Annotated in this window: 17 protein-coding genes; 3 read left to right on the top strand and 14 right to left on the bottom strand. The window is 62.8% G+C overall.

All coding sequences use genetic code 11. From position 1 onward, the window contains the following. Positions 1 to 6 precede the first annotated feature (6 nt). Both LC343_RS20435 and LC343_RS20430 read right to left on the bottom strand, forming a co-directional pair. Positions 7 to 1,284, bottom strand: a complete 1,278-nt coding sequence (locus LC343_RS20435; RefSeq protein ID WP_223479032.1) for a relaxase/mobilization nuclease domain-containing protein — start codon at positions 1,282 to 1,284, stop codon at positions 7 to 9. Then, complete coding sequence (locus LC343_RS20430; RefSeq protein WP_223479031.1) at positions 1,281 to 1,691, bottom strand: hypothetical protein; 411 nt, start codon at positions 1,689 to 1,691, stop codon at positions 1,281 to 1,283. The genes LC343_RS20435 and LC343_RS20430 overlap by 4 nt, the downstream gene beginning before the upstream one ends. Before the next feature lie 392 nt (positions 1,692 to 2,083). Here LC343_RS20430 and LC343_RS20425 point away from each other — a divergent pair, with 392 nt between their 5' ends. The 3 genes from LC343_RS20425 to LC343_RS20415 are packed head-to-tail and all read left to right on the top strand — an operon-like array spanning position 2,084 to position 8,322. Beyond that, a complete protein-coding gene (locus LC343_RS20425) occupies positions 2,084 to 3,724 on the top strand; it encodes an NAD(P)-binding protein (RefSeq protein WP_223479030.1) in 1,641 nt (546 codons plus the stop codon). Then, positions 3,717 to 7,316 (top strand): pyruvate:ferredoxin (flavodoxin) oxidoreductase, encoded by a 3,600-nt coding sequence (gene nifJ, locus LC343_RS20420; RefSeq protein WP_223479029.1) that lies wholly within the window; start codon positions 3,717 to 3,719, stop codon positions 7,314 to 7,316. Before LC343_RS20425 ends, nifJ begins: the two co-directional genes overlap by 8 nt. A gap of 10 nt (positions 7,317 to 7,326) precedes the next feature. Beyond that, positions 7,327 to 8,322, top strand: coding sequence for a dihydroorotate dehydrogenase-like protein (locus LC343_RS20415; RefSeq protein ID WP_223479028.1), 996 nt, complete (start codon positions 7,327 to 7,329; stop codon positions 8,320 to 8,322). 208 nt (positions 8,323 to 8,530) lie between these two features. On the opposite strand, the gene LC343_RS20410 is transcribed toward LC343_RS20415, so the two are convergent. The 12 genes from LC343_RS20410 to LC343_RS20355 all read right to left on the bottom strand — a co-directional run bounded on the left by LC343_RS20410 (position 8,531) and on the right by LC343_RS20355 (position 21,153). Next, positions 8,531 to 10,144 carry a dihydroxyacetone kinase subunit DhaK gene (locus tag LC343_RS20410; RefSeq protein ID WP_223479027.1) on the bottom strand — a complete coding sequence of 538 codons (1,614 nt, stop codon included), beginning with the start codon at positions 10,142 to 10,144 and terminating at the stop codon, positions 8,531 to 8,533. 1 nt (position 10,145) lies between these two features. Further along, the gene (locus LC343_RS20405; protein WP_223479026.1) at positions 10,146 to 11,150 is read right to left on the bottom strand and encodes an ABC transporter ATP-binding protein; all 1,005 of its coding nucleotides are present in this window, start codon (positions 11,148 to 11,150) and stop codon (positions 10,146 to 10,148) included. After that, on the bottom strand, positions 11,143 to 12,258 hold the full coding sequence (locus LC343_RS20400) for an ABC transporter ATP-binding protein (RefSeq protein WP_223479025.1): 1,116 nt from the start codon (positions 12,256 to 12,258) through the stop codon (positions 11,143 to 11,145). Before LC343_RS20400 ends, LC343_RS20405 begins: the two co-directional genes overlap by 8 nt. A 4-nt stretch (positions 12,259 to 12,262) precedes the next feature. Then, positions 12,263 to 12,451: a hypothetical protein gene (locus LC343_RS20395; protein WP_223479024.1), complete on the bottom strand. Its 189-nt coding sequence runs from the start codon at positions 12,449 to 12,451 to the stop codon at positions 12,263 to 12,265. Beyond that, positions 12,448 to 13,383, bottom strand: a complete 936-nt coding sequence (locus tag LC343_RS20390) for a carbohydrate ABC transporter permease (protein WP_223479023.1) — start codon at positions 13,381 to 13,383, stop codon at positions 12,448 to 12,450. Before LC343_RS20390 ends, LC343_RS20395 begins: the two co-directional genes overlap by 4 nt. After that, the gene (locus LC343_RS20385; protein ID WP_223479022.1) at positions 13,380 to 14,327 is read right to left on the bottom strand and encodes a carbohydrate ABC transporter permease; all 948 of its coding nucleotides are present in this window, start codon (positions 14,325 to 14,327) and stop codon (positions 13,380 to 13,382) included. The genes LC343_RS20390 and LC343_RS20385 overlap by 4 nt, the downstream gene beginning before the upstream one ends. A 78-nt stretch (positions 14,328 to 14,405) precedes the next feature. Next, a complete protein-coding gene (locus tag LC343_RS20380; RefSeq protein WP_223479021.1) occupies positions 14,406 to 15,728 on the bottom strand; it encodes an ABC transporter substrate-binding protein in 1,323 nt (440 codons plus the stop codon). A gap of 118 nt (positions 15,729 to 15,846) precedes the next feature. Beyond that, positions 15,847 to 16,875, bottom strand: coding sequence for a LacI family DNA-binding transcriptional regulator (locus tag LC343_RS20375; protein ID WP_223479020.1), 1,029 nt, complete (start codon positions 16,873 to 16,875; stop codon positions 15,847 to 15,849). A 265-nt stretch (positions 16,876 to 17,140) separates the two neighbouring features. Beyond that, positions 17,141 to 17,596, bottom strand: coding sequence for a nuclear transport factor 2 family protein (locus tag LC343_RS20370; protein ID WP_223479019.1), 456 nt, complete (start codon positions 17,594 to 17,596; stop codon positions 17,141 to 17,143). Then, the gene (locus LC343_RS20365) at positions 17,593 to 19,302 is read right to left on the bottom strand and encodes a dihydroxy-acid dehydratase (RefSeq protein ID WP_223479018.1); all 1,710 of its coding nucleotides are present in this window, start codon (positions 19,300 to 19,302) and stop codon (positions 17,593 to 17,595) included. The genes LC343_RS20370 and LC343_RS20365 overlap by 4 nt, the downstream gene beginning before the upstream one ends. 8 nt (positions 19,303 to 19,310) lie before the next feature. Beyond that, entirely contained in the window at positions 19,311 to 20,606 is a 1,296-nt protein-coding gene (locus LC343_RS20360; protein WP_238484394.1) for a TRAP transporter large permease, read from the bottom strand. Beyond that, positions 20,599 to 21,153, bottom strand: coding sequence for a TRAP transporter small permease (locus tag LC343_RS20355; protein ID WP_223479017.1), 555 nt, complete (start codon positions 21,151 to 21,153; stop codon positions 20,599 to 20,601). Before LC343_RS20355 ends, LC343_RS20360 begins: the two co-directional genes overlap by 8 nt. Between the last annotated feature and the right edge of the window lie 21 nt (positions 21,154 to 21,174).

Here is a 21,174-nt window from a genome sequence, read left to right as displayed (position 1 = left end):
CGCTTTTTACCTTTTCAGACTCAGGCCGTGGCCTCGCGTTCGCTGGCGTGATGGTGCTTGGTCGGGTGCGTATTTCGTGAGTTTGAGAAAGCGGCCGATATCGCGCCGCAATTCGCGGAGTTGGTCAGCCTGCTGTTTGCGCAGTTCGCGTTCGCGCTCTCTGAGCACCTGGCGCTGCTGAAGTTGCTTTTCGATCAGTTGCTGGCGCTCGTATGCGAACCGGTCACGAGTGGCTTGGGCTTCGGTTTCATTCCGTTTTTTGACTGTGCGGTACTTGCCGGTGAGGCGGTGCCACAGGCCGCGCAGGCCTTTTGGGAGACGGGCCGCACGTTCGCGGGTTTCGGTCTCCCATTCGGTACGCTGGCGATCTCTAAGGGCAGTACGCGCCCTACGGTGCAGCGTTGTCATTTCCTGCTTGTATTCGGCAAGCTTGGAAGCGCGGTCCTCAAAACCCTTGCGCGCTTCGGTGACATGGCGGCGAATGGCAGGTGTCATACGTTCGCCGATCATGCGCTGCGCCGCCTGAACATCGGGCAGGTCTTCGCCCGTCCCCAGACGGGCGCGCACATCTTTCGCCTTGATGTCGAGCACACGGGAGAGGGACCAGACCTCACCCTGATGGTCGAGAACGACATGGCCGCGCCGGTCGCCGCGTGCGAGAAGGAAGCCGTTCTCTTGAAGGCTGCTTACGAAGGCGCGCTTGCTGTCCGAGCTTGCCCAGCATTCCTGAAGCGTCTGTTTGAGCCAGCGCGGATCGATGTCTTGCCGCTTGGCTTGCTGCCACTCGGCCAGTGTGAAGTTCGATGGGTTGCGCTCGGCTGAGTTGCGAAGACCGTCCGGCAGACGCCAGCCGTGTTCAAGATACAGCTCTCGTGAAAGGCCGGTCAGCCTGGTCTTGAAATAGGAGAGGTGGCGCGCTGTCATTGTCTGCGCGTCGATGCGGCTCCACGCAGCGTGCGCGTGCCGCCGTCCTTCCTTCTCATGAATGACGATGGCGCGCGGCTGGTCTTCCAGCCCGAGCCGTTTTTCAACCTGGTCGATGGCGGATTCGAAAGCTTCGGCAGGGACGACCTCACCTTCAGGTGGGCTGAGACTGAGAGAGAAAAGGTACTGGCGGCAGTTTGTGCCCCGGCTGATTGCTTCGGCTTCCTTGAAAGCGCCTCGTAGATCATCGGAATCGAAGCCGCGCAGTTCATGCAAGCTGACATGTTCATTATCGTCAACGCGCATCAGATGCGCCGCCAAATCCTGGCCGCTGCCGCGCTGGGAGCCCTTGAGAATCATTGGCCCGGCTCCGCTTTCAGGCCCAGTGCCCTGATCAGCAGGCGGCGAATGTCCCGTACATCATGCAGGGCGGTTTGCAGTTCAGCTTCGGTTTCGGGAGTCATCGGCAGCGAGCCGATATTTCCGAGATAGGCGAGTTGGTTGAGGTTATTGGAAAGACGCGAGCGGCCCAGCAAAGCGAGTGCCTGCGCAAGTGCCTTCCGGTCCTGAACGGAAAGGCCTGATCGCCGCATGCGCAGCGGGGCAGATCCTAGCGCCTTGGCCTTAATGTATGCGCCGAGGGGCGCGCCTGCGGCCTCAACAGCCAGGCGGGCGCGTTCCTCGTCGCTCAGCCGTATGCTGAAAGGCGCGGGCCGCTTCTTGCCGGTCGCAGCGGATTTTCGGTTGAAGGTGCGCCTTATGGACATGGCGGCACCTGAGAATCATTTGATCTCAGGTGCTTTAGTTGGTGTTCCCAATCGGCCAGAACCTCGAACAATTCGTTCGAAGTCTCGCCATCAAGGCGCGCCAGCTTTTTCAATGTCCTAGATGATTATCGCACTTGGCACCGTTCAAATAGTGGCCACGGGATTCAAGCGTATGGCTTCAATTGGACTGTGAACGCAGGCAATGAAGTAGCCCTTGGATGTCGCCGGCGTGCGCCGATCTGTGCCGCAGGCACAGCTGGCCAACGCCGCTACGCGCCGGATCGCCCGCGTCTTTCCGTCATATATTCGTGTCGGTCTTGACGCTGATCAACGCGTAACGGGGCGACGCGAGCGAGACTGGGTCGCACATGACGGAAGAGGGGCGAGGAAACTTGAACACCAAGCTACCAGATTTCACGCCATCAGTCGATCTGACCTTTGCGCGCGGCGCAGGTCCTGTGCGCAATCGAAAACCGAACTATGTGACTCTGACGCCGCCGTGCAGCCATGCCTGCCCGGCTGGCGAGGACATTCGGGGCTGGTTGGCTGAAGCGCAAGCCGGCCGGTACCGGGAGGCGTGGGACATCTTGACCGCGCAGAATCCGATGCCGGCCGTGCACGGCCGGGTCTGCTACCACCCCTGCGAAAGCAACTGCAACCGCGGCGAAGTCGATGCGCCGGTGTCGATCCATGCCGTCGAACGGTTCCTCGGCGACATGGCCGCCACAGAAGGCTGGGCTTTCGAACCCGTCCGCCCGCCGAGCGGGAAAAAGGTTATGGTCGTCGGCGCGGGGCCGGCAGGCCTGTCGGCCGCCTATCATCTCGCAAGGCTCGGTCACTCGGTCGAGATTCGCGAGGCCGGCCCGGTCGCCGGCGGCATGATGCATTTCGGCATTCCGGCCTATCGGCTGCCGCGCGCCGAACTGGCGCATGAAGTGGCGCGCATCGTGGCGCTCGGCGTGAAGATCGTCACCAACCACAAGGTGACCGATCTTCTGTCCGAAAAGCGCGAAGGCGGATTCGATGCGGTGTTCCTGGCGATCGGAGCGGGCCGCGGCAAACATGTGGAGATTCCAGCGCGCGACGCCACGAGGGTGCTCGATGCTGTCGACGTGCTGCATGAGACGAGCGCAGACAATCCGCCACTGCTCGGACGTCGGGTCGTCGTGTATGGCGGCGGCAACACGGCGATGGATGCCGCCCGGACCGCCAAGCGGCTGGGAGCGACAGAAGCGCTGATCGTCTACCGGCGCGATCGCGAACACATGCCGGCGCATGCGTTCGAGGCCGACGAAGCGATCGAGGAAGGCGTCAAGATTCAATGGCTGACCACGATCAAGGAGATCTCGGGGGCGGACTTGACGGTGGAGCGCATGACGCTCGATGAGAATGGCCGGCCGCAGCCGACCGGCGAATTCGAGACGCTGAGCGCCGATGCGGTCGTGCTCGCGCTGGGTCAGCAGAGCGACAGCCGGTTCCTCGCCAACGTGCCGGGAATCCGCTTCACGCCCGACGGCGCCGTGGAGATCGGCCCCGACCTGATGACTGGCGCGGACGGAGTCTTCGCCGGCGGCGACATGGTGCCGAGCCAGCAATCGGTGACGATCGCGGTCGGCCACGGCAAGCGAGCGGCGCGCCATATCGACGCCTGGCTGAGCGGCAGCAAATATGCTGAGCCGGCCGCCGCCGATCTGGTCTCCTTCGACATGCTGCATCTGCCGGTTTATTCCGATGCCGAGCCGGGCAAGCAGAAGAAACTCGACGCTGCCGGACGGCTCGATGGTTTCGCCGAAATTGTCTCTGGCTTCAGCGACAAGGAAGCGCGGTTCGAGGCACAGCGCTGCTATTCCTGCGGCGATTGCTATGAATGCGACAATTGCTATGCCGCGTGCCCGGAAGATGCGATCATCAAGCTCGGGCCCGGCAAGCGCTATGAATACGATTACGCGAAATGCACCGGCTGCGCGGCCTGCTTCGAGCAGTGCCCGTGCCATGCCATCGAGATGGTCCCGGAGGTTTCGACCCATGGCTGACGCCTCTGCCGTACAGGCGACGATCGACGGAAACGCCGCCGTCGCCCACATCGCCTACCGGGTCAACGAGGTCTGCGCGATCTATCCGATCACGCCGTCCTCGCCGATGGCGGAGCTTGCCGACGAGTGGACGGCGAAGGGCATTACCAACATCTGGGGCAACATCCCGGTCATCCAGGAAATGCAGAGCGAAGGCGGCGCCGCGGGCGCGCTGCACGGTTCGCTGCAGGCGGGCGCACTGACGACGACCTTCACGGCGTCGCAGGGCCTGCTGCTGATGCTGCCGAACATGTTCAAGATCGCCGGTGAACTGACGCCGGCGGTGTTCCATGTCGCGGCGCGCTCGGTGGCGACGCAGGCGCTGTCGATCTTCGGCGATCATTCCGACGTGATGGCGATCCGGCCGACTGGCTTCGCCATGCTGGCCTCGAACTCGGTGCAGGAAGCCCATGACATGGCGCTGATCGCACAGGCGGCAACGCTGAAGGCACGCGTGCCGTTCGTGCATTTCTTCGACGGGTTCAGAACCTCGCACGAGGTCAACACGGTGACGCTCGTGCCGGATGCCACGATCCGCGCGATGATCGACGACGATGACGTCATCGCGCATCGCGGGCGAGCGCTCGATCCCGAGCATCCGTTCGTGCGCGGAACGGCGCAGAATCCGGACGTGTTCTTCCAGGGGCGCGAGGCCGCCAACCGCTTTCACGCGGCAACGCCCGGTATCGTCGCCGAAGCGATGGAGACATTCGCCGGTCTCACCGGACGCCAATACCGGCTGTTCGACTATTTCGGCGCCGCCGATGCCGATCGTGTCATCGTCGCGATGGGATCTGGCGTCGAAGTCGTGCGCCAGACGGTAGAGGATCTCAACGCGCATGGGGAGAAGGTCGGCCTCGTTGCCGTCCGGCTGTTCCGGCCGTTTTCCGCAGAACACCTTCTCGCGGCGCTGCCCGCGAGTTGCAAGGCTGTCGCCGTGCTCGACCGCACCAAGGAGCCGGGCGCGAGCGGCGAACCGCTCTATCTCGATGTGGTCTCGGGTGTGGCCGACGCAGTCGCACGGGGCGCGCGGGCGTCCATGCCGAGGATTGTCGGCGGGCGGTACGGCCTGTCGTCCAAGGATTTCGATCCGGCCCAGGTCAAGGCGGTGTTCGACGAACTCGACAAGGCGGAACCGCGCAACGGCTTCACTGTCGGCATCAATGACGACGTCACCTTCACCAGCCTCGAGGTCGATGCGAATTACACAACCGAGCCGGATGACGTCGTGCGCGCCGTCTTCTACGGCCTCGGCGCGGATGGCACGGTCGGCGCCAACAAGAACAGCGTCAAGATCATCGCGGAAGACGCCGGGCGCTACGCCCAGGGCTATTTCGTCTATGATTCTCACAAGTCCGGTGCACAGACGGTCTCGCATCTGCGGTTCGGGCCGAACCCGATCCGTTCGCCCTACCTTATCCGCTCCGCGAATTTCGTCGCATGCCACCAGTTCCACTTCCTGGAGAAGACCGACGTACTGCGGCTCGCCGCGCCGGGTGCGACGTTCCTGTTGAATTCTCCCTACGGGCCGCACGAGGTCTGGGACCATCTGCCGCGCAGCGTGCAGCAAGAGATCATTTCGCGGAAGCTGAAGTTCCATGTCATCGACGCCACGACGGCGGCGCGCGAGGTGGGGCTGAAGAACCGCACCAACACAATTCTGCAAACCTGTTTCTTCGCGCTTTCCGGCGTTCTGCCGCGCGACGAGGCGATCGACGCCATCAAGCAGGCCATCGCCAAGAGCTATGGCCGCAAGGGCAAGCGGATCGTCGAGCAGAACTGGGCCGCCGTCGACGGGGCGCTGGCGCGTCTGCACGAGGTCACCGTGCCGGCGAGCGCGACCAGCGATTTCGAGCGCCCGCCGATCGTTCCCCCGTCCGCACCGGATTTCGTGCGCCGGGTCACGGCGCGGATGATGGAGGGTCTGGGCGACGAGATCGCGGTGTCGGCGATGCCGGTCGACGGCACGTTTCCGTCCGGCACGGCGGCGTGGGAAAAACGCAACGTCGCCGAGGAGGTGCCGGTCTGGCGTGAGGATCTCTGCATCCAGTGCGGCCAGTGCGGCTTTGTCTGCCCGCACGGCGTGATCCGGGCGAAGTACTATGACGAAGCGCAACTGGACGGCGCTCCGGAATCGTTCAAGTCGGCGCCGGTCAATGCGCGCGGCTATCCCGGCGCGCAGTTCTCGCTGCAATTCTATGTCGAGGATTGCACGGGATGCGGGTTGTGCGTCGAGACCTGCCCGGCACAAAGCCCTGCCGAGCCGGGGGTCAAGGCGATCAACATGGAAGACAAGGCCGGGCTTGTGGACAGGGAGCGCGAGAACATCGCCTTCTTCGAGGGCCTGCCGATCAACGACCGCTCCCGCGTCGATTTCGCCAATGTCCGTGGCGTCCAGTTCCTGGAGCCGCTGTTCGAGTTCTCCGGCGCCTGCGCCGGCTGCGGCGAAACGCCTTACGTCAAGCTGCTCTCGCAACTGTTCGGCGACCGGCTGATGGTCGCCAACGCCACCGGCTGTTCGTCCATCTATGGCGGCAACCTGCCTGTGACGCCATGGACGAAAAACGCCGAGGGGCGCGGGCCGGCCTGGTCGAATTCGCTGTTCGAGGACAATGCCGAGTTCGGGCTCGGCTTCCGTCTCGCGGCCGACAAGCATCTGGGGCTCGCGCACGACCTGCTGCGCCAGTTGGCGCCGGAGATCGGCGAGGAACTGGCGGACGCCATTCTATACGCGCCGCAGATCAGGGAATCGGAAATCCGCGTGCAGCGCGAGCGTGTGGCGGTGTTGAAGACGAAGCTGTTGGCGCTGAAGGGCAACATGGCGGCCGGGCACCTGCTGTCGGTCGTCGATCATCTGGTCCGGCGGTCGATCTGGATCGTCGGCGGCGACGGCTGGGCCTACGATATCGGCTATGGCGGGCTCGACCACGTGCTCGCAAGCGGGCGCAACGTCAACATTCTGGTGATGGACACCGAAGTCTATTCCAACACGGGCGGCCAGGCATCCAAGGCGACGCCGCTCGGCGCCATCGCCAAGTTCGCCGCGGCGGGCAAGCGCACCGCGCGCAAGGATCTCGCGCTACAGGCGATCGCCTATGGCAATGTCTATGTCGCGCAGGTGGCGATGGGCGCCAATCCGCAACAGACCCTGCAGGCGTTCCGCGAGGCGGAAGCCTGGGAGGGGCCGTCGCTGATTCTCGCCTACAGCCATTGCATCGCGCATGGCTACGATCTGCGCAAAGGTCTTTCGCAACAGGACAAGGCGGTGGCGAGCGGCTACTGGCCGCTGCTGCGCTACGATCCTGCGATGCGCGATGTCGGCGAGGCACCGTTCCGGCTCGATTCGCCTCGGCCGACGCTTCCGTTCAAGGACTACGCCTATAACGAACTGCGCTACAGCGCCTTGGCCGCGAGCCGGCCGGAAGACGCCGCTATGCTGATGACGCAAGCGCAGGAGGCGATCCGCGACAAATACCGCTCCTACGAGGAATTCGCGCAGATGAAAACAGGCCCTGACCCGTCCGAAGCCATGGGCGCGGCGCGCAAATTGTGAGGAGCCGGACATGGATCTGACCACCAGCTATCTCGGCATCGGACTGCCCAGCCCCATCGTGGCGAGCGCCAGCCCGCTCAACCGTGACATCGACAATCTGAAGCGCCTCGAAGAATGCGGTGCGGGCGCGGTCGTCCTGCCCTCGGTCTTTGAGGAGCAGATCGAGCACGAACAGGAGATCATCGACGCATTGATCGACAGGGGGGCGGAGAGCTTCGGTGAGGCACTGAGCTATTTTCCCTCACAGACGGCCTTCGCCTTCGACACATCCGCTCATCTCGCCCTGATCGAGGAGGCGACGCAAGCGCTGAGCGTGCCGGTGATCGCCAGCCTCAATGGCGTCACAGACAGCGGCTGGGTCGACTATGCCCGCGACATCGAGGAAGCCGGCGCGAAGGCGATCGAACTCAACGTCTTCTTCGTGCCTTCCGATCTCGCGTTGAGCGGCCGCGATGTCGAAGCCCGCTATGTGGACGTTGTCCAGTCGGTCAGTTCGGCAGTCGATATCCCGGTGGCGGTCAAGATCGGACCCTATTTCTCGTCGCCAGGCCACATGGCGGGCGAACTGGTCAAGGCAGGGGCGAAGGGGCTGGTGCTGTTCAACCGCTTCTATGAGCCGGACATCGACCCGGCGACGCTGACAGTCACACCCAGCATCGAATTGTCGAGCGGCTACGAGATGCGGCTGCCGCTGTTGTGGATCGGCGTACTTTCCGGTCAGACCAAGGCGTCGCTGGCGGCGACCACCGGGGTGGAGAGCGCCGAGGACGTGATAAAATACCTGCTTGCCGGGGCCGACGTGGTCATGACCACATCGGCACTGCTGCGCCATGGCGTCGATCACATGCGAACGCTGGTCGATGGGCTTGGCGACTGGCTCGTCTCCCGCGATCTATCCTCGCTTGCCGATATTCGTGGCAGAATGAGCCACCGCAACATCGCCAATCCCGAAGCCTATGAACGGGCGAACTACATCCGTGTGCTGCAGGATTTCGCCGGCCGGTAATCGAGCGCAGCGTCTGCAAACGCTCGCTTTCCGCTCAAGGCCGGTCGATCGCTGGAAGAAGCCTTGATGACCGCTCCAGCGCCTGTGCACCAACACAGCCGCGCCATAGCTCGTACCTCACCGAACTGGTGGGCCGGTGACGAACCGCCAATCTGGCTCTGAATTTTTTTTTTGGCAATTCCGACCCCGAGGCCATCCCGTCCGGTTCCTACAATCTCTCGAACAAGCGCGCCACAGCTTCAGCGCCGGGGTCGTTGTGCCCGAGGATTTTTTCCTCGGAGATGTAGCTCGCGCGGCCGGCCTTGGCCTTCGCAATGGTTGCTGTGTAGTCGGCTCCCTCGCGCGCCGATCTGGCGGCGGCGCCAACGCCGTCCTTCAGGCTGCCGAGGGCGGGGGCGAGTGCGTCGATCATCGTTCTGTCGCCCGGATTGGCTCCACCAACCTGACGGATGCGTTCCAGGCCGGCCGCCAGTCCGTCGATCCAGTCTTTTCCGCCGGCCGATGCATCGCCCGCCGCCGCGAAGAAGATCGCCAGCAGGACGCCAGACGAGCCGCCCATCGTCTGCGACAGCTCCATGCCGATCGCGCGGTAGAGTTGGGTCGTGTCGGCAAGGGGAAGCCGGTCAAGCGCCGATTTGAGGGCGTTCGCAGCGGTTGCGAGCGTGGTGCCGGTGTCGCCGTCTCCCGATCTCGCGTCGAGCGCGTTGAGATCCGCCTCGGCGGCAATCAGGATGTCGCAGCAGCGTTCGATAAGGTCGCGCCGCGCCGGGTTGGCCGAGGGCATGGCCTGAATCGGTGTCAGCCCGTCAGGCAGGGGATGTATCTCGATGGCGCCGAACGGATCGAGCCCCGGCCAGGCCGTGGGCGCGGCGGGAGCAAGCAGGGCGCGTTCCGCATCCTTCGTCATTGGCATCAGCGAGACCGAGAATCCCTGCATGTCGAGAGAGGTCATCATGGCGGCGGGACCGACAATCCAGCGCAATTGATCCGCGATCTCGGACTTTGCCAGTTCCTCCGCGAGGATCGCCATTTCGAGCTGCGTGGTTCCACCGAGATTGTTGAGAAGAAGCGCGTGGGGGCCGGGCTTGATATTGGAGGCGAGACGGCCGACGACGGTCTCGACCGCCTTGCGGGCGCCCTCGAAACTCACCTGTTCCACACCGGATTCCCCATGGATCCCCAGGCCGAGTTCGGCGTGGCCCTCAAGGATGCGGTTTTCTTTCGGCGATCCGGGAATCGTGCAGGTGTCGAGAGACATGCCGAGCGACACGACGCCGTCGATAACCTTCTGCGCGGCGGCCGTTACCGTGTCGAGGTCGTCGCCCGCATCGGCCAGCGCTCCGGCGATCTTGTGAACGAAAAGCGTGCCCGCGACGCCGCGCGCCTGCGGGAGTTCCGGCAGCGCGACATCGTCATCGACGATCACCATGTTGACGTTGAGACCGAAGGTCCGGGCACGCTCGGCCGCCAGGCCGAAATTCAGCCTGTCGCCGGTATAGTTCTTGACGATCAGCAGGCAGCCGGCCTTGCCCGTGACCGTCAGGATCGCGGCCAGTACCGCGTCCACCGACGGAGAGGCAAAGACATCGCCGCAGACCGCGGCCGTCAGCATACCCTGTCCGACGAAGCCGACATGCGCCGGTTCATGGCCGGAGCCGCCACCCGAGACGAGCGCGACCTTCGACTTGTCCCAGTCGGTGCGTACGACGACCTTGATATGCGGATATCCGTCGAGCCGCGCCAGCCGCCCACCGGCGCCGCGCAAGACACCGTCGATCGCCTCGGTGACGACCGTTTCCCTCGAATTCACGAACTGGGGCATGTCAGGCTCCTTGTAGTATGCGCGCGCCATCGGCGGCGAAATAAAGCGGATTGTCCGGCCGAATGGCGATCGTGTCGCCGGACGCGAGCGGGGTGTGCGGGTCGGTGAGCGTGATCAGCGCATGGCCCTCGAGCGAAAGGTGCAGGCGGGTCTGGTCGCCCAGGTGCTCGACGCGAACGACCTTGGCGTCGCGGCCTTCGCCCTGGCGGATGTGTTCCGGGCGCAGTCCGATCAATTCGGCGCCTGCCGGCGCCCCCCCGAACAAGGCAGCGGGGAGGGTGTTGATGCGCGGCTGCCCGAGACGCGTGGCAACATAGATACTGGACGGATTTTCGTAGATCTCTCGCGGCGAACCGAACTGCACCAGCCTGCCTTCCTCGAGCACGCCGATATGGGTCGCCATCGTCATGGCCTCGATCTGGTCGTGGGTGACGTAGAGAAGTGTCGCGCCGAGATCGGCCTGGATGCGCTTCAGTTCCAGCCGGAGATCCGCGCGCAGCTTGGCGTCGAGCGAACTCAGCGGCTCGTCCATCAGGAAAATGTCGGGCCGGCGCACCAGCGCCCGGCCGATCGAGACGCGCTGCATCTCGCCGCCCGAAAGCGCGGTTGCCTTGTTGTCGAGCTTGTGCGCGATCTGGAGAGCCGAGGAGACCTCGCTGACACGGCGCTCGATTTCGTCCTCGGGCGCATTGATCAGTGGCGATTTGAGGGGGAAGGCGAGGTTCTCGCGCACTGTCATGTGCGGGTAGAGCGAATATTGCTGGAAGACCATCGCAACATTGCGCTGGGCCGGCGAATATTCGCCGACATCGTTTTTGCCTATGGACACGCTTCCAGCATCCGGCCTTTCAAGTCCGGCGATGAGACGAAGCGTCGTGGTCTTGCCGGCGCCCGTCGGCCCGAGCAGGACGACGAAGGCGCCATCGGGGATCGTCATCGATACATCGTCTACGGCGGTGGTCATGCCGAAGCGTTTGGAAAGGCCGGACAGAACGACTTCAGCCATGGGATTGCTCCTTCATCGCAGCGCGCACGGCCGCCCGATCGACCTTCATCGCCTGCCCCGAGCCGGCATCGAAAAGGGAAAGCGTTGCGGTGTTGAAGTCGAGCGAGACCCTTTCGCCGACATGAACCGGCTGGCCCGATGGCGCGCGCACTCGCAAGGTTCCGTTCGGAGATTTCAGCGTCACGATCTGCGTCGTTCCAAGATATTCGGTGGCGATCACTTCCCCACGGTAGGCGCCGTCGGTGCCGAGACGCACGTGTTCCGGTCGCACGCCGAGGACGAGTTCGCGGCCGGACACGCCGGATTCGAGAGGCGGGATCGGAATGTCCACGCCTGACAGGCGGGCGGTGGCGGCGCCCGGTTCGAGCGTTGCCTCGAAGCGCAGGAAGTTCATCGGCGGCGACCCGATGAAGTTGGCCACGAACATGGTGGCCGGCCGGTCGTAGATTTCCTGCGGCGTGCCCCACTGCTCGACGACGCCGTGGTTCATCACGACGATCTTGTCGCCCATCTGCATGGCTTCGAGCTGGTCGTGGGTGACGTAGACGGTGGTCGCGCCCATGCGGTCATGGAGCGCACGAAGCTCCTCGGCCATGCGCTCGCGGAACTCGGCATCGAGCGCGCCGAGCGGCTCGTCCATGAGGAAGGCCTTCGGTTGGCGGACGATGGCGCGGCCGAGGGCCACGCGCTGGCGGTCGCCGCTCGACAGGCCGCCCACCGGACGATCGAGGATGCTTTCGATATCGAGGATCCTTGCCACCTCCTCGACCTTGCTGCGGACATCGCGGCGCGACATGCCCTGGCTGAGCAGCGGATAGGAGATGTTCTTGCGCACGTTCATGTGCGGATAGAGCGCGAACATCTGGAAGACGAAGGCGATGTCACGAGCGCTGGCGCGCATCTGGGCGACGTCCTTGCCGTCGAGCAGGATCTGGCCGGAGGTCGGCAGTTCCAGCCCGGCGATCATGCGCAACGTCGTCGTCTTGCCGCAGCCGGAGGGCCCGAGCAGCATGAAGAACTCTCCGTCGGCGACGGTGAAGGTCGACTCCTGCACCGCGACGAACGCGCCGAATTCCTTGCGGAGATTTCGTATGACGATCTCGGCCAACTGGTTACTCCGGGAAATGGCTGACGATGATGAACATCACGGTGCCGATGAGCGTGACGATGAAGGACCATGTGTAGGCCCACATCGCGAATGGCTGCATGAGCATGACAACGCCCAGGGCGATGAGCACGGTGGCGAGCATTTCCCAGGGGCCGCGGCGCAGGCGAGCGAGGCCGGAGAGAAAATCGGTCATTTGCGAACGGCTCCGAATGTGATCCCGCGCAACAGATGCTTGCGCAACAGGATGGTGAAAACCATTACGGGGACGAGAAAGAGCGTGGTGCCGGCGGCGACCGCCGGCCAGTCCTTTCCGACGCCGATGATGGTCGGGATGAAGGGCGGCGCAGTCTGCGCCGTACCGGAGGTGAGCAGCACCGCGAAGGCGTATTCGTTCCACGCAAAGATCAGGCAGAAGATCGCCGTCGATGCGATGCCCGTCGTCGCCTGGGGCAATACGACCTTGTAGAATGCCTGGAACCGCGTGTAGCCATCGATCAGCGCAGCTTCCTCGTATTCGACCGGGATCTCGTCGATGAATCCCTTCAGCAGCCAGACAGACAACGACAGGTTCACCGCCGTGTAGAGCAGGATCATGCCCAGATGCGTGTCCGAAAGGCCGAGTTGGCGGAACATCAGGAAGATGGGAATTGCCACCGCGATCGGCGGCATCATGCGCGTCGACAGGATGAAGAACATCAGATCGTCCTTCAGCGGTACCTTGAAGCGCGAGAAGGCATAGGCCGCCAGGGTACCGAGGAACACCGACAGGAAGGTCGAACCGAACCCGATGATGACGGAATTCAGGAACCGTTCGCCGTAGCGGCTCGGGCCGGAGATCACCATGTCGTACTGGCGCACGATCTTGTCGTACCATGTTTCCGGCTGGCCGATTTCCTCCAGTGCGTCGGGAGACATGCGTGTCCGCGTGGTGAACAGGTTCACATAACCTTCGAGCGTTGGCTCGAAGACCACCTTGGGCGGATAGGCGATGGCGTCGTTGGGCGACTTGAAGCCCGTGGCGATGATCCATGCCAGCGGCATGATCGTCACCAGCGCGTAGATGACGACCAGCGCGCCTGCCACCGACTTCTGAAGCCGGGAGGGTTCGGTGACCGAAAAGCTCATCGTTCCTTCACCTTGTTCAGGGCCTTCACATAGATCGACGCCAGTCCGAAGACGGTGACGAAAAGGATCACCGCGTAGGCGCTGGCATAGCCGGTACGCCATTTCTCGAAGGCTTCGCGTTTCAGGTTGATCGAGGTCAGCTCGGTGATGCTGCCCGGGCCGCCACCGGTGAGCTGCACCACGAGATCGAACATCTTGAAATTCTCGATGCCGCGGAAGAGCACGGCCAGCATGAGAAAGGGGAGCGTCATGGGGACGGTGATCGTCCAGAATTGCCGCCATCTGCTGGCGCGGTCGCACTCGGCTGCCTCGTAGATCGAATCGGGGATCGAGCGCAGTCCGGCGAGACAGATAAGCATCACGAAAGGCGTCCACATCCAGGTGTCGACGATCACGATCGCCCAAGGGGCGAGATTGACGTCGCCGATCATCGAGAAGGACGACGGATCGACGCCCGACAGAAAGGCGACCACGTAATTGAACAGGCCGATTTGGGGCTGGTAGAGAAATGTCCAGAAGTTACCCACGACGGCGGGGCTCAGCATCATCGGCAGCACGATGATCGTCGTCCAGAGATCGTTACCCTTGAACTTTTTGTTGATCAGGTAGGCGAGGCCGAAGCCGATCAGGACCTGCAGGACAAGCGTCCAGATCAGGAAATGCGCTGTCGCCTGCATCGAGTTCCAGATATCCGGATCGGTGAGGATGCGCTCGTAATTGCGCAGCCCGACCCAGTCGACATCCGCGTTCGTGCGGTTGGCCCGGTAGTTCGTCAGGCTGAGACGGATCGTCCAGATCAGCGGAAAGATGTTGATCGCAAGCAGCAGGAAGATCGACGGGCCGATGAACAACCAGGCCACGGCCCGGTCAGAAAGCCCTCTGTATTTCCGCGCAAAGCCAGCCGGCGCCACCGCCGGAGAACGGCTGGTCGTTTCGTCTGTCATGTTGCCAATTCCGCTGAAGGGTGTTCGGTCGTAGCGGCGGGGCCGTGGCGGCCCCGCCGGGAGAGTGCGGCCAGGCTGCTAAAGCTTGCCGTCATCCTCGAATGTTTCGGTCCAGTCGCGAACAAGGCCGTCCAGCGCCTCTTGTGCGGTGCCGTTGCCGGCAACGACATAGTCGTGGAAGCGCTTCTGGGTATCCTGCAGCAGCGTCGCATAGCTCGGCTCGGCCCAGAAGTCCTTCACGATCGCCATGGAGTCGAGGAAGGTCTGCGCATAGGGCTGGCTCTGCGGGAAATCGGGCGCGAGCGTCACTGCCTTGAGGCAGGAGAACCCGCCCATTTCCCACCACTTGGCCTGTACGTCCGGTTGCGCGAACCACTTGATGTACTCCAGCGCCGCGTCCTGCTTGTCGGAATATGATACGACCGAAATGCCCTGGCCGCCAAGCTGCGCGAACTGTTCGCCGTCCGGTCCCGCCGGGTTGACGAAGTAGCCGGTCTTGCCGTTGCCGACATTGGCGTCGCTTTCAAAGCCCGGCCATGTGAAGGCGAAGTTCATCTGCAGCGCGACCTGACCCGACTTGAAGGCGTCGATGCCCTCCGACATGTAGCCGTTCGAGGAGCCGGGCGGCGTGCAGCACTCATACAGTTCCTTGTAGTATTCCAACCCGGCGACCGCGCCGGGGCCGTTGACAAAGCCTTCCATGTCATAGGCTTTCTCGGGGTTCTCATACTTGAAGCCGAAGGAGTAGAGCACGTCCATCGCACCCATCGTGATGCCCTCGGAACCGCGTTCCGTGTAGATCGAGGCGCCGTAGACCGTATTGCCGTCGATCTCGCGCTCCTGGAAGAACTCCGTGATGTCCTTCAGTTCGGCGAAGGTCGCCGGAACGCCGAGATCGCGACCGTATTTTTCCTTGAACTCGGCCTGCAGCTCGGGGCGTTCGAACCAGTCCTTGCGGTAGGTCCAGCCTACCACGTCACCGAAAGCGGGCAGGGCCCAGTAATTCGGCGTGTTCTTCGGCCACTCGGAATAGCCGGTCACGGTCGCATCGATGAAGTCGTCCATCTTGATGCCCTCGGCATCGAAGAAATCGTTGAGCTTCACGTAATGGCCGTTCTCCGCCGATCCGCCGATCCACTGGCTGTCGCCGATCATCAGGTCGCAGAGCTTGCCGCCCGAGTTCAGCTCGTTGAGCATGCGGTCGGCGAAATTCGGCCACGGCACGAACTCGAAGCTCATCGAGTGGCCGGATTCGGCTTCGAAATCCTTGGAGAGTTCGACAAGCGCGTTCGCCGGGTCCCAGGATGCCCAGCACAGGGTGAGGTCTTCTGCCTTGGCGGAGCCCGAAAAGGCGACGGCAAGGGATGCAGCGGCGACGGACGCCAATCCAATGGATTTCATCTTATTCCTCCCAAATCGATAGCGGGATCGTTCGATCCGGATGCGATCCTAAATGAGGTACGTACCTCATGTCAATCATGGCGGAGTTTGAAAACGGGATCCGTTGGAAATCCGGTCGTCAGTAGAGGTTTTCGCGAATGATGATTTCTATGCGGATGCGCTCCTGTGACGACAAGATGTCTATGCCGTCAGTCTTCGCGCGCAACACCCGCAACGCACTGCGCGCAATGTGGCCGGTATCCTGGTTGATCACCGCATCGAGTACGCCGTCCTCAAGCGCGCGCCGTGTGTTCCGGGTCAGTTCGTGTCCGATAACGACGAGATCCTGGTCGCGGCCCATTTCCTTGAGCAGATCGACCAGCACGCCATTTCCCGTTCCCACCGAGTAGATGCCGGCGATGTCTTTCCTGCTATCCAGAACGGCGGAAATGATCCTCCTGATTGTTTCCGGATCGTTATGCCCTTCAAGCGATGGCAGCACCTCGATCGCACCAAACTGCGTCGCCATCACCTGATCGAAACCGAGTCGCCGCTCCGCGTTGGCCCGCGCCTGCATGGAGCTTGCCAGCACAAGGACGGATCCCCTGATTTCTCGCATGAATCGGCCCATAAGGACCCCGGCCGTGCGGCCGGCAGCGATGTTGTCGATGCCAACAAAATGATCGCGGCCCGTGTTCGGCAGATCGGACACCAGCGCGACGACCGCGACGCCGCTCTCCTTCAAATGTGCGATCTCGTCGCGCACATGCGGGGTCTCCGGCGCGAAAATCGCGATACCGTCGATCTGCGAGGCGCCCAACCGCCGGAGGGTCTTCACGAGGAAATGGGGATCGTTGGGCGGCACCGTCGCAACGGTCAGATCCATCCTGTCGACGATCGGGCCCGCGGCAGCCTCGTTCACCGCAGAGCGCAGTAGCGTCACGAATTCGCCCGGCGCGTCCGGTAGCACGAATGCGAACTTGTAGCGACGTTGGCGGGCAAGATTGGCCGCCGTGACATCGCGCACGAATCCTATGCGTTCGATCGCCTCATTCACGCGCCTGATTGTCTGCTCGCGAACGCCCGGCCGAGAGTTGAGCACCCGATCGATTGTTGCAAGACTTACACCGGCCGCTTTCGCCAGGTCATTGACGGTCGGGCGTGACATACCTTCCTCCTGCCCTTAGATAGGGAAAGCTTCTGAGGTACGTCAATCAGTATTCGGAGAGTTCACCGTCAAACCGCATGAGGGCGTTTTGAGTTGAAACGCGCCATGCGTGCTCATCATGAATGCTCGCGGCACCGCCCATCGAGATGCGTGAAGGCTGATCGGCCATCGTTTCGCATCTCAGACCTGTTCATCGGAAAAATGTCCGCTTGGGTTTAAAAAGCGAACGTTTCGCGGCGCAGTGATTTGCCGCGTCACCTCTTTTTTAGTCACGTCCGGAATCGAAATCGAACACGGCGCTAAACCTTGAAAGATCTTCTTTGGAGGTACGCATGGGGTCATAGTCCGGCTCTGGCAGCGGCGCGACGACGTCCCAGTGCTCCGCCATTTGGCCGGCCGCGTTGAAGCGGACGAAATCGGCGATCGCGTGGCTGGAGATCAGTTTGTGCAGGATCACCATGTCACCGGAGGCAAAGATCTGAACCGCGCGCCATTGCGTGCGGTTCGGCCTCTTGCGCGCCACCTCCATGATGTAGCGCCGCAGGCCTTCGCGGCCCTGTGCGATACCGGGTGTGTGCTGGATGTAATCCTCGGCCACAAGCGTGTCGATCAGCGAAAGATCTTCGCCGTGCATGCAGTCGCGCATGAAGGTCAGCAAGGTCCGTTCATTTGCCGTCAGGTCGGTCCTTTGCCACGGATCATAGGGGTTCGGTTCGGTCAATCGATGTCTCCGCTCGTATCGACTGCGCCGGAATGTGTGACCGCGCCCCTGTTGGCGCCGCCGACGACAGCCGCATATTTCTCCAGGACGCCGCCCAGGCGCCGAAAATCTGGTTCAGGCAGTTCTGCACGTCGCCTTTCCAGCGTCTCTTCGTCCACTTCCAGCGTTATGGATGCGGCATCGGGAGACGCATCGATGGTGATCATGTCTCCGTCACGTACAAGCGCGATAGGCCCGCCGATGGCCGCCTCCGGACATGCATAACCGATGCACAGCCCGCGCGACGCACCTGAAAAGCGTCCGTCCGTCAGAAGCGCGACCTCTTCGCCCATGCCCTGGCCGTAGAGAAGCGCGGTGATGCCGAGCATCTCTTTCATGCCCGGAGACCCCTTCGGCCCCTCATTGCGTACGACGATAACGTCTCTGCGCTCGTAGTTCCGGTTCTCGATCGCGCTCTGGCAGGCATCCTCGCCGTCGAAAACGCGGGCCGGGCCGCGGTGGCGGAGTTTCTTCAGGCCCGCGACCTTGATCAGCGAACCCTCGGGGCAGAGATTGCCTTTCAGCACAATGACCCCGCCATTGGGTGCGATCGCATTGTCGGTGCCGCGCACGACCTCGCCATCCGGCGCAGCTGAGCCGGAAACTTCCTCCTCGAGCGTCCGGCCGGTCAGCGTCAAGGCGGACCCGTCGATATGGCCGCTTCGGATAAGCTCGGCGATGATCACACCGGTACCGCCGATCTCGTAGACGTCGCGCGCGAGATACCGGCCGCCTGGCGACAGGTTTCCGATCAGCGGGGTTCTCGCAAAGACCCTTGCCGCATCATCCAGTCCGAAATCTATTCCCGCTTCATGCGCGATGGCCGGAATGTGCAGCGCCGCATTTGTCGACCCGCCCGTCGCGGCAACCAGCGCGCAGGCGTTTTCGAGTGCGGTGCGGGTGACAATCTCCCGCGGGAGTGGCGTATCCCCCGCAATCGCCGACATCACCAGTTTGCCGATCTGGCGCAGCCGCCCCTGCCGGTCCGTATAGACGGCCGGCATCATGGACAGGCCAACAGGGGAAAGTCCCAATGCCTCGGCCACCATCGCCATGGTGTTTGCCGTGAATTGCCCTGCGCAGGAGCCGGCCGTCGGGATGCTGCGGCACTGAAAGTCTTCCAGTTCGTCCCTGGTCGCGTCCCCGGCAATCATCCGGCCCACGGTTTCGAATGCGTCGAGAACCGTAACGTCCTTGCCGCCGACGCGGCCGGGCATGGCGGCCCCGCCAAAAACGAATGCGCCCGGCGCATTGACGCGCAGCATTCCCATCATCAGGCCGGGCAGGTTCTTGTCGCAACCGCCAATGGCGATCACGCCGTCAAAGCAGTGCGCGCGCATCGTCGTCTCGAGACTGTCGGCGATGAGTTCGCGCGACACCAGCGAGAACCGCATGCCCGGATGCGCCATTGTCAAACCGTCGGAGACGGAGACGACGGGGGTCTCGTGCGGAAAACCGCCGGCGCCATAGATCCCCGTCTTGATGTGCTGAGCCTGGTCGCGCAGGTTCATGTTGCATGGGCTCATGTCCCCGCCCGTATGCACGACGGCGATATGCGGGCGCTCTATCTCCTCGTCCGTCAGCCCCATGCCTTTCAGGAAGGCCTTGGAGTTCTCCCGCATCAGGGTCGAATAGATCGTCGGAAATCGGCGGCGTTGGCGGCTCATGTCCTCCCTCATCGCATTGTTGTCGGCAGGTACAGAACGATCCAGGGAAACATGATCAACAGCACGAGCCGGATAAGGTCCGCACCGACGAATGGCAGCACACCGCGGAAAATCGTCGGCAGGCTGATATCGCGCGCGATCGAGTTGATGACGAAGACATTCATGCCCACCGGCGGCGTGATCAGTCCCAGTTCGACGGTCATGACGATGATGACGCCGAACCAGATCGGGTCGAAGCCAAGCTGCACGATCACCGGATATACGATCGGCACGAGCAGGATGATCATCGCCATGGCGTCCAGGATACATCCCATCAGCACGAAGAAGACGAGGATCAGCGCAAGCGTACCGTGCGCACCGAGATCGAGGCTGGTCAGAAGTTTGGTGATCTTCTGCGGTGTCTGCGTCACCGCAAGAAAATAGCCGAACAGGATCGCGCCGATCAGGATCGTGTAGATCGAGACGGATGTCCGCAGCGCCTCGACGAGGCTGTCCATGAGTTTCCGCGCGTTCAGCCGTCCGCGCAGGATGCCGATCAAGGCGGTCAGGAAAGACCCGACCGCCGCAGCCTCGGTCGCGGTGGCGACGCCAAAATAGATGCTGCCGATGATCGCGATAAACAGCAGCATGACGGCCCAGACGCCGCCCAGCGAACGAAGCGCTTCGCCAAGGTCGAACCGAGTGCCTTCCGGAAGGCTGCGCGCATAGGCGATGCGAAGGGCCAGCATGTACATGATGATGGCCAGCATGCCGGGCAATATGCCGGCAATGAAGAGCTTGCCGACATCCTGCTCTGTGATGAAGCCATAGACGGCGAGCACGACCGACGGCGGAATCAGGATGCCGAGCGTGCCTCCGGCAGCGATCACGCCGGTCGAGATGTCGTCGCGATAGCCGACCCGTTTCATTTCCGGCAACGCGATCTTGGTCATGGTGGCCGCGGTCGCGACCGAAGAGCCGCAGATCGCCGCGAAACCTGCGCAGGCACCGATGGTCGACAGGGCCATGCCGCCGCGGAACACCCCGAACCAGGACTGTCCCGTCCGGAACAGCTCTGCGGACATGCCGGAATTTGTTGCCAGCACGCCCATCAGAACGAAGAACGGGATCAGCGTCAGGTTGAAGTCTGTGACCGTGCGGATCGGCGACTGCGCCAGCAGGTTCAACGCCGGGCCCCAACCGGCAACGGCCGCGAAGCCGCCGATACCGACCAGGCCCATTGCAATGCCGATCGGCACGCGCAGAATCATCATGGCGAAGAGTGCGAGGAAACCCGCTACCGCGATAAGGTCGCCATCAATCATGACTGACTTTCCCTGTTTCGGCGGCGACGTTCTCTTCGGTATCGACGGCGTCGAAATGGTCAAGCGTGCCGCGCCCGGTGGCAACCAGGATCAGGCGTGCGAGAATCGTCAGGATGCTGACGGCGACGCCCGCCCAGATCAGCGCCATCAGCCACCAGGCCGGAATGCGCAAATCCATCGTCGCCTCGCCGCTACGGCTGGCGCTGAGCACGCGGTCGAGCAGCTTCCACGTCAGCAGGCATGTGAAGATAAGCAGGACCGTCCAGGCGAAGGTGTCGATCCATCGGCGCACACTCTTCGGCAGGAACTCCGCAATGATATCGACCTTGATGTGCGAGCCGCGGTAGCCGACGCTGGCAAAGCCCCACATGATGGCCGCGCCAAGCAGCAGCCGCGACAGGTCGAAAGCGTCGGGTATCGGAAATGAGAACATATAGCGGCTGACCGCCGAGACCACGACGACGACCGTGATCAGGGCCATCAGCACCCCCGCGACCTTCTCGATGGCCAGAGAAAACCACTCGAGGAAATTCTGTAAACTGGACAAGATGACGGAGCCGGGGCGGCT

This window comes from Oricola indica, from assembly GCF_019966595.1.
GTDB classification, from domain to species: domain Bacteria; phylum Pseudomonadota; class Alphaproteobacteria; order Rhizobiales; family Rhizobiaceae; genus Oricola; species Oricola indica.
This window is presented reverse-complemented; position numbering and strand designations above follow the sequence as displayed.

Bases quoted from the DNA above. Each gene is read 5' to 3' on its own strand.
- LC343_RS20435 (WP_223479032.1), bottom strand. From the start codon at position 1,284: ATGATTCTCAAGGGCTCCCAGCGCGGCAGCGGCCAGGATTTGGCGGCG.
- LC343_RS20430 (WP_223479031.1), bottom strand. From the start codon at position 1,691: ATGTCCATAAGGCGCACCTTCAACCGAAAATCCGCTGCGACCGGCAAG.
- nifJ (WP_223479029.1), top strand. From the start codon at position 3,717: ATGGCTGACGCCTCTGCCGTACAGGCGACGATCGACGGAAACGCCGCC.
- LC343_RS20415 (WP_223479028.1), top strand. From the start codon at position 7,327: ATGGATCTGACCACCAGCTATCTCGGCATCGGACTGCCCAGCCCCATC.
- LC343_RS20410 (WP_223479027.1), bottom strand. From the start codon at position 10,144: ATGCCCCAGTTCGTGAATTCGAGGGAAACGGTCGTCACCGAGGCGATC.
- LC343_RS20405 (WP_223479026.1), bottom strand. From the start codon at position 11,150: ATGGCTGAAGTCGTTCTGTCCGGCCTTTCCAAACGCTTCGGCATGACC.
- LC343_RS20395 (WP_223479024.1), bottom strand. From the start codon at position 12,451: ATGACCGATTTTCTCTCCGGCCTCGCTCGCCTGCGCCGCGGCCCCTGG.
- LC343_RS20390 (WP_223479023.1), bottom strand. From the start codon at position 13,383: ATGAGCTTTTCGGTCACCGAACCCTCCCGGCTTCAGAAGTCGGTGGCA.
- LC343_RS20385 (WP_223479022.1), bottom strand. From the start codon at position 14,327: ATGACAGACGAAACGACCAGCCGTTCTCCGGCGGTGGCGCCGGCTGGC.
- LC343_RS20380 (WP_223479021.1), bottom strand. From the start codon at position 15,728: ATGAAATCCATTGGATTGGCGTCCGTCGCCGCTGCATCCCTTGCCGTC.
- LC343_RS20375 (WP_223479020.1), bottom strand. From the start codon at position 16,875: ATGTCACGCCCGACCGTCAATGACCTGGCGAAAGCGGCCGGTGTAAGT.
- LC343_RS20365 (WP_223479018.1), bottom strand. From the start codon at position 19,302: ATGAGCCGCCAACGCCGCCGATTTCCGACGATCTATTCGACCCTGATG.
- LC343_RS20360 (WP_238484394.1), bottom strand. From the start codon at position 20,606: ATGATTGATGGCGACCTTATCGCGGTAGCGGGTTTCCTCGCACTCTTC.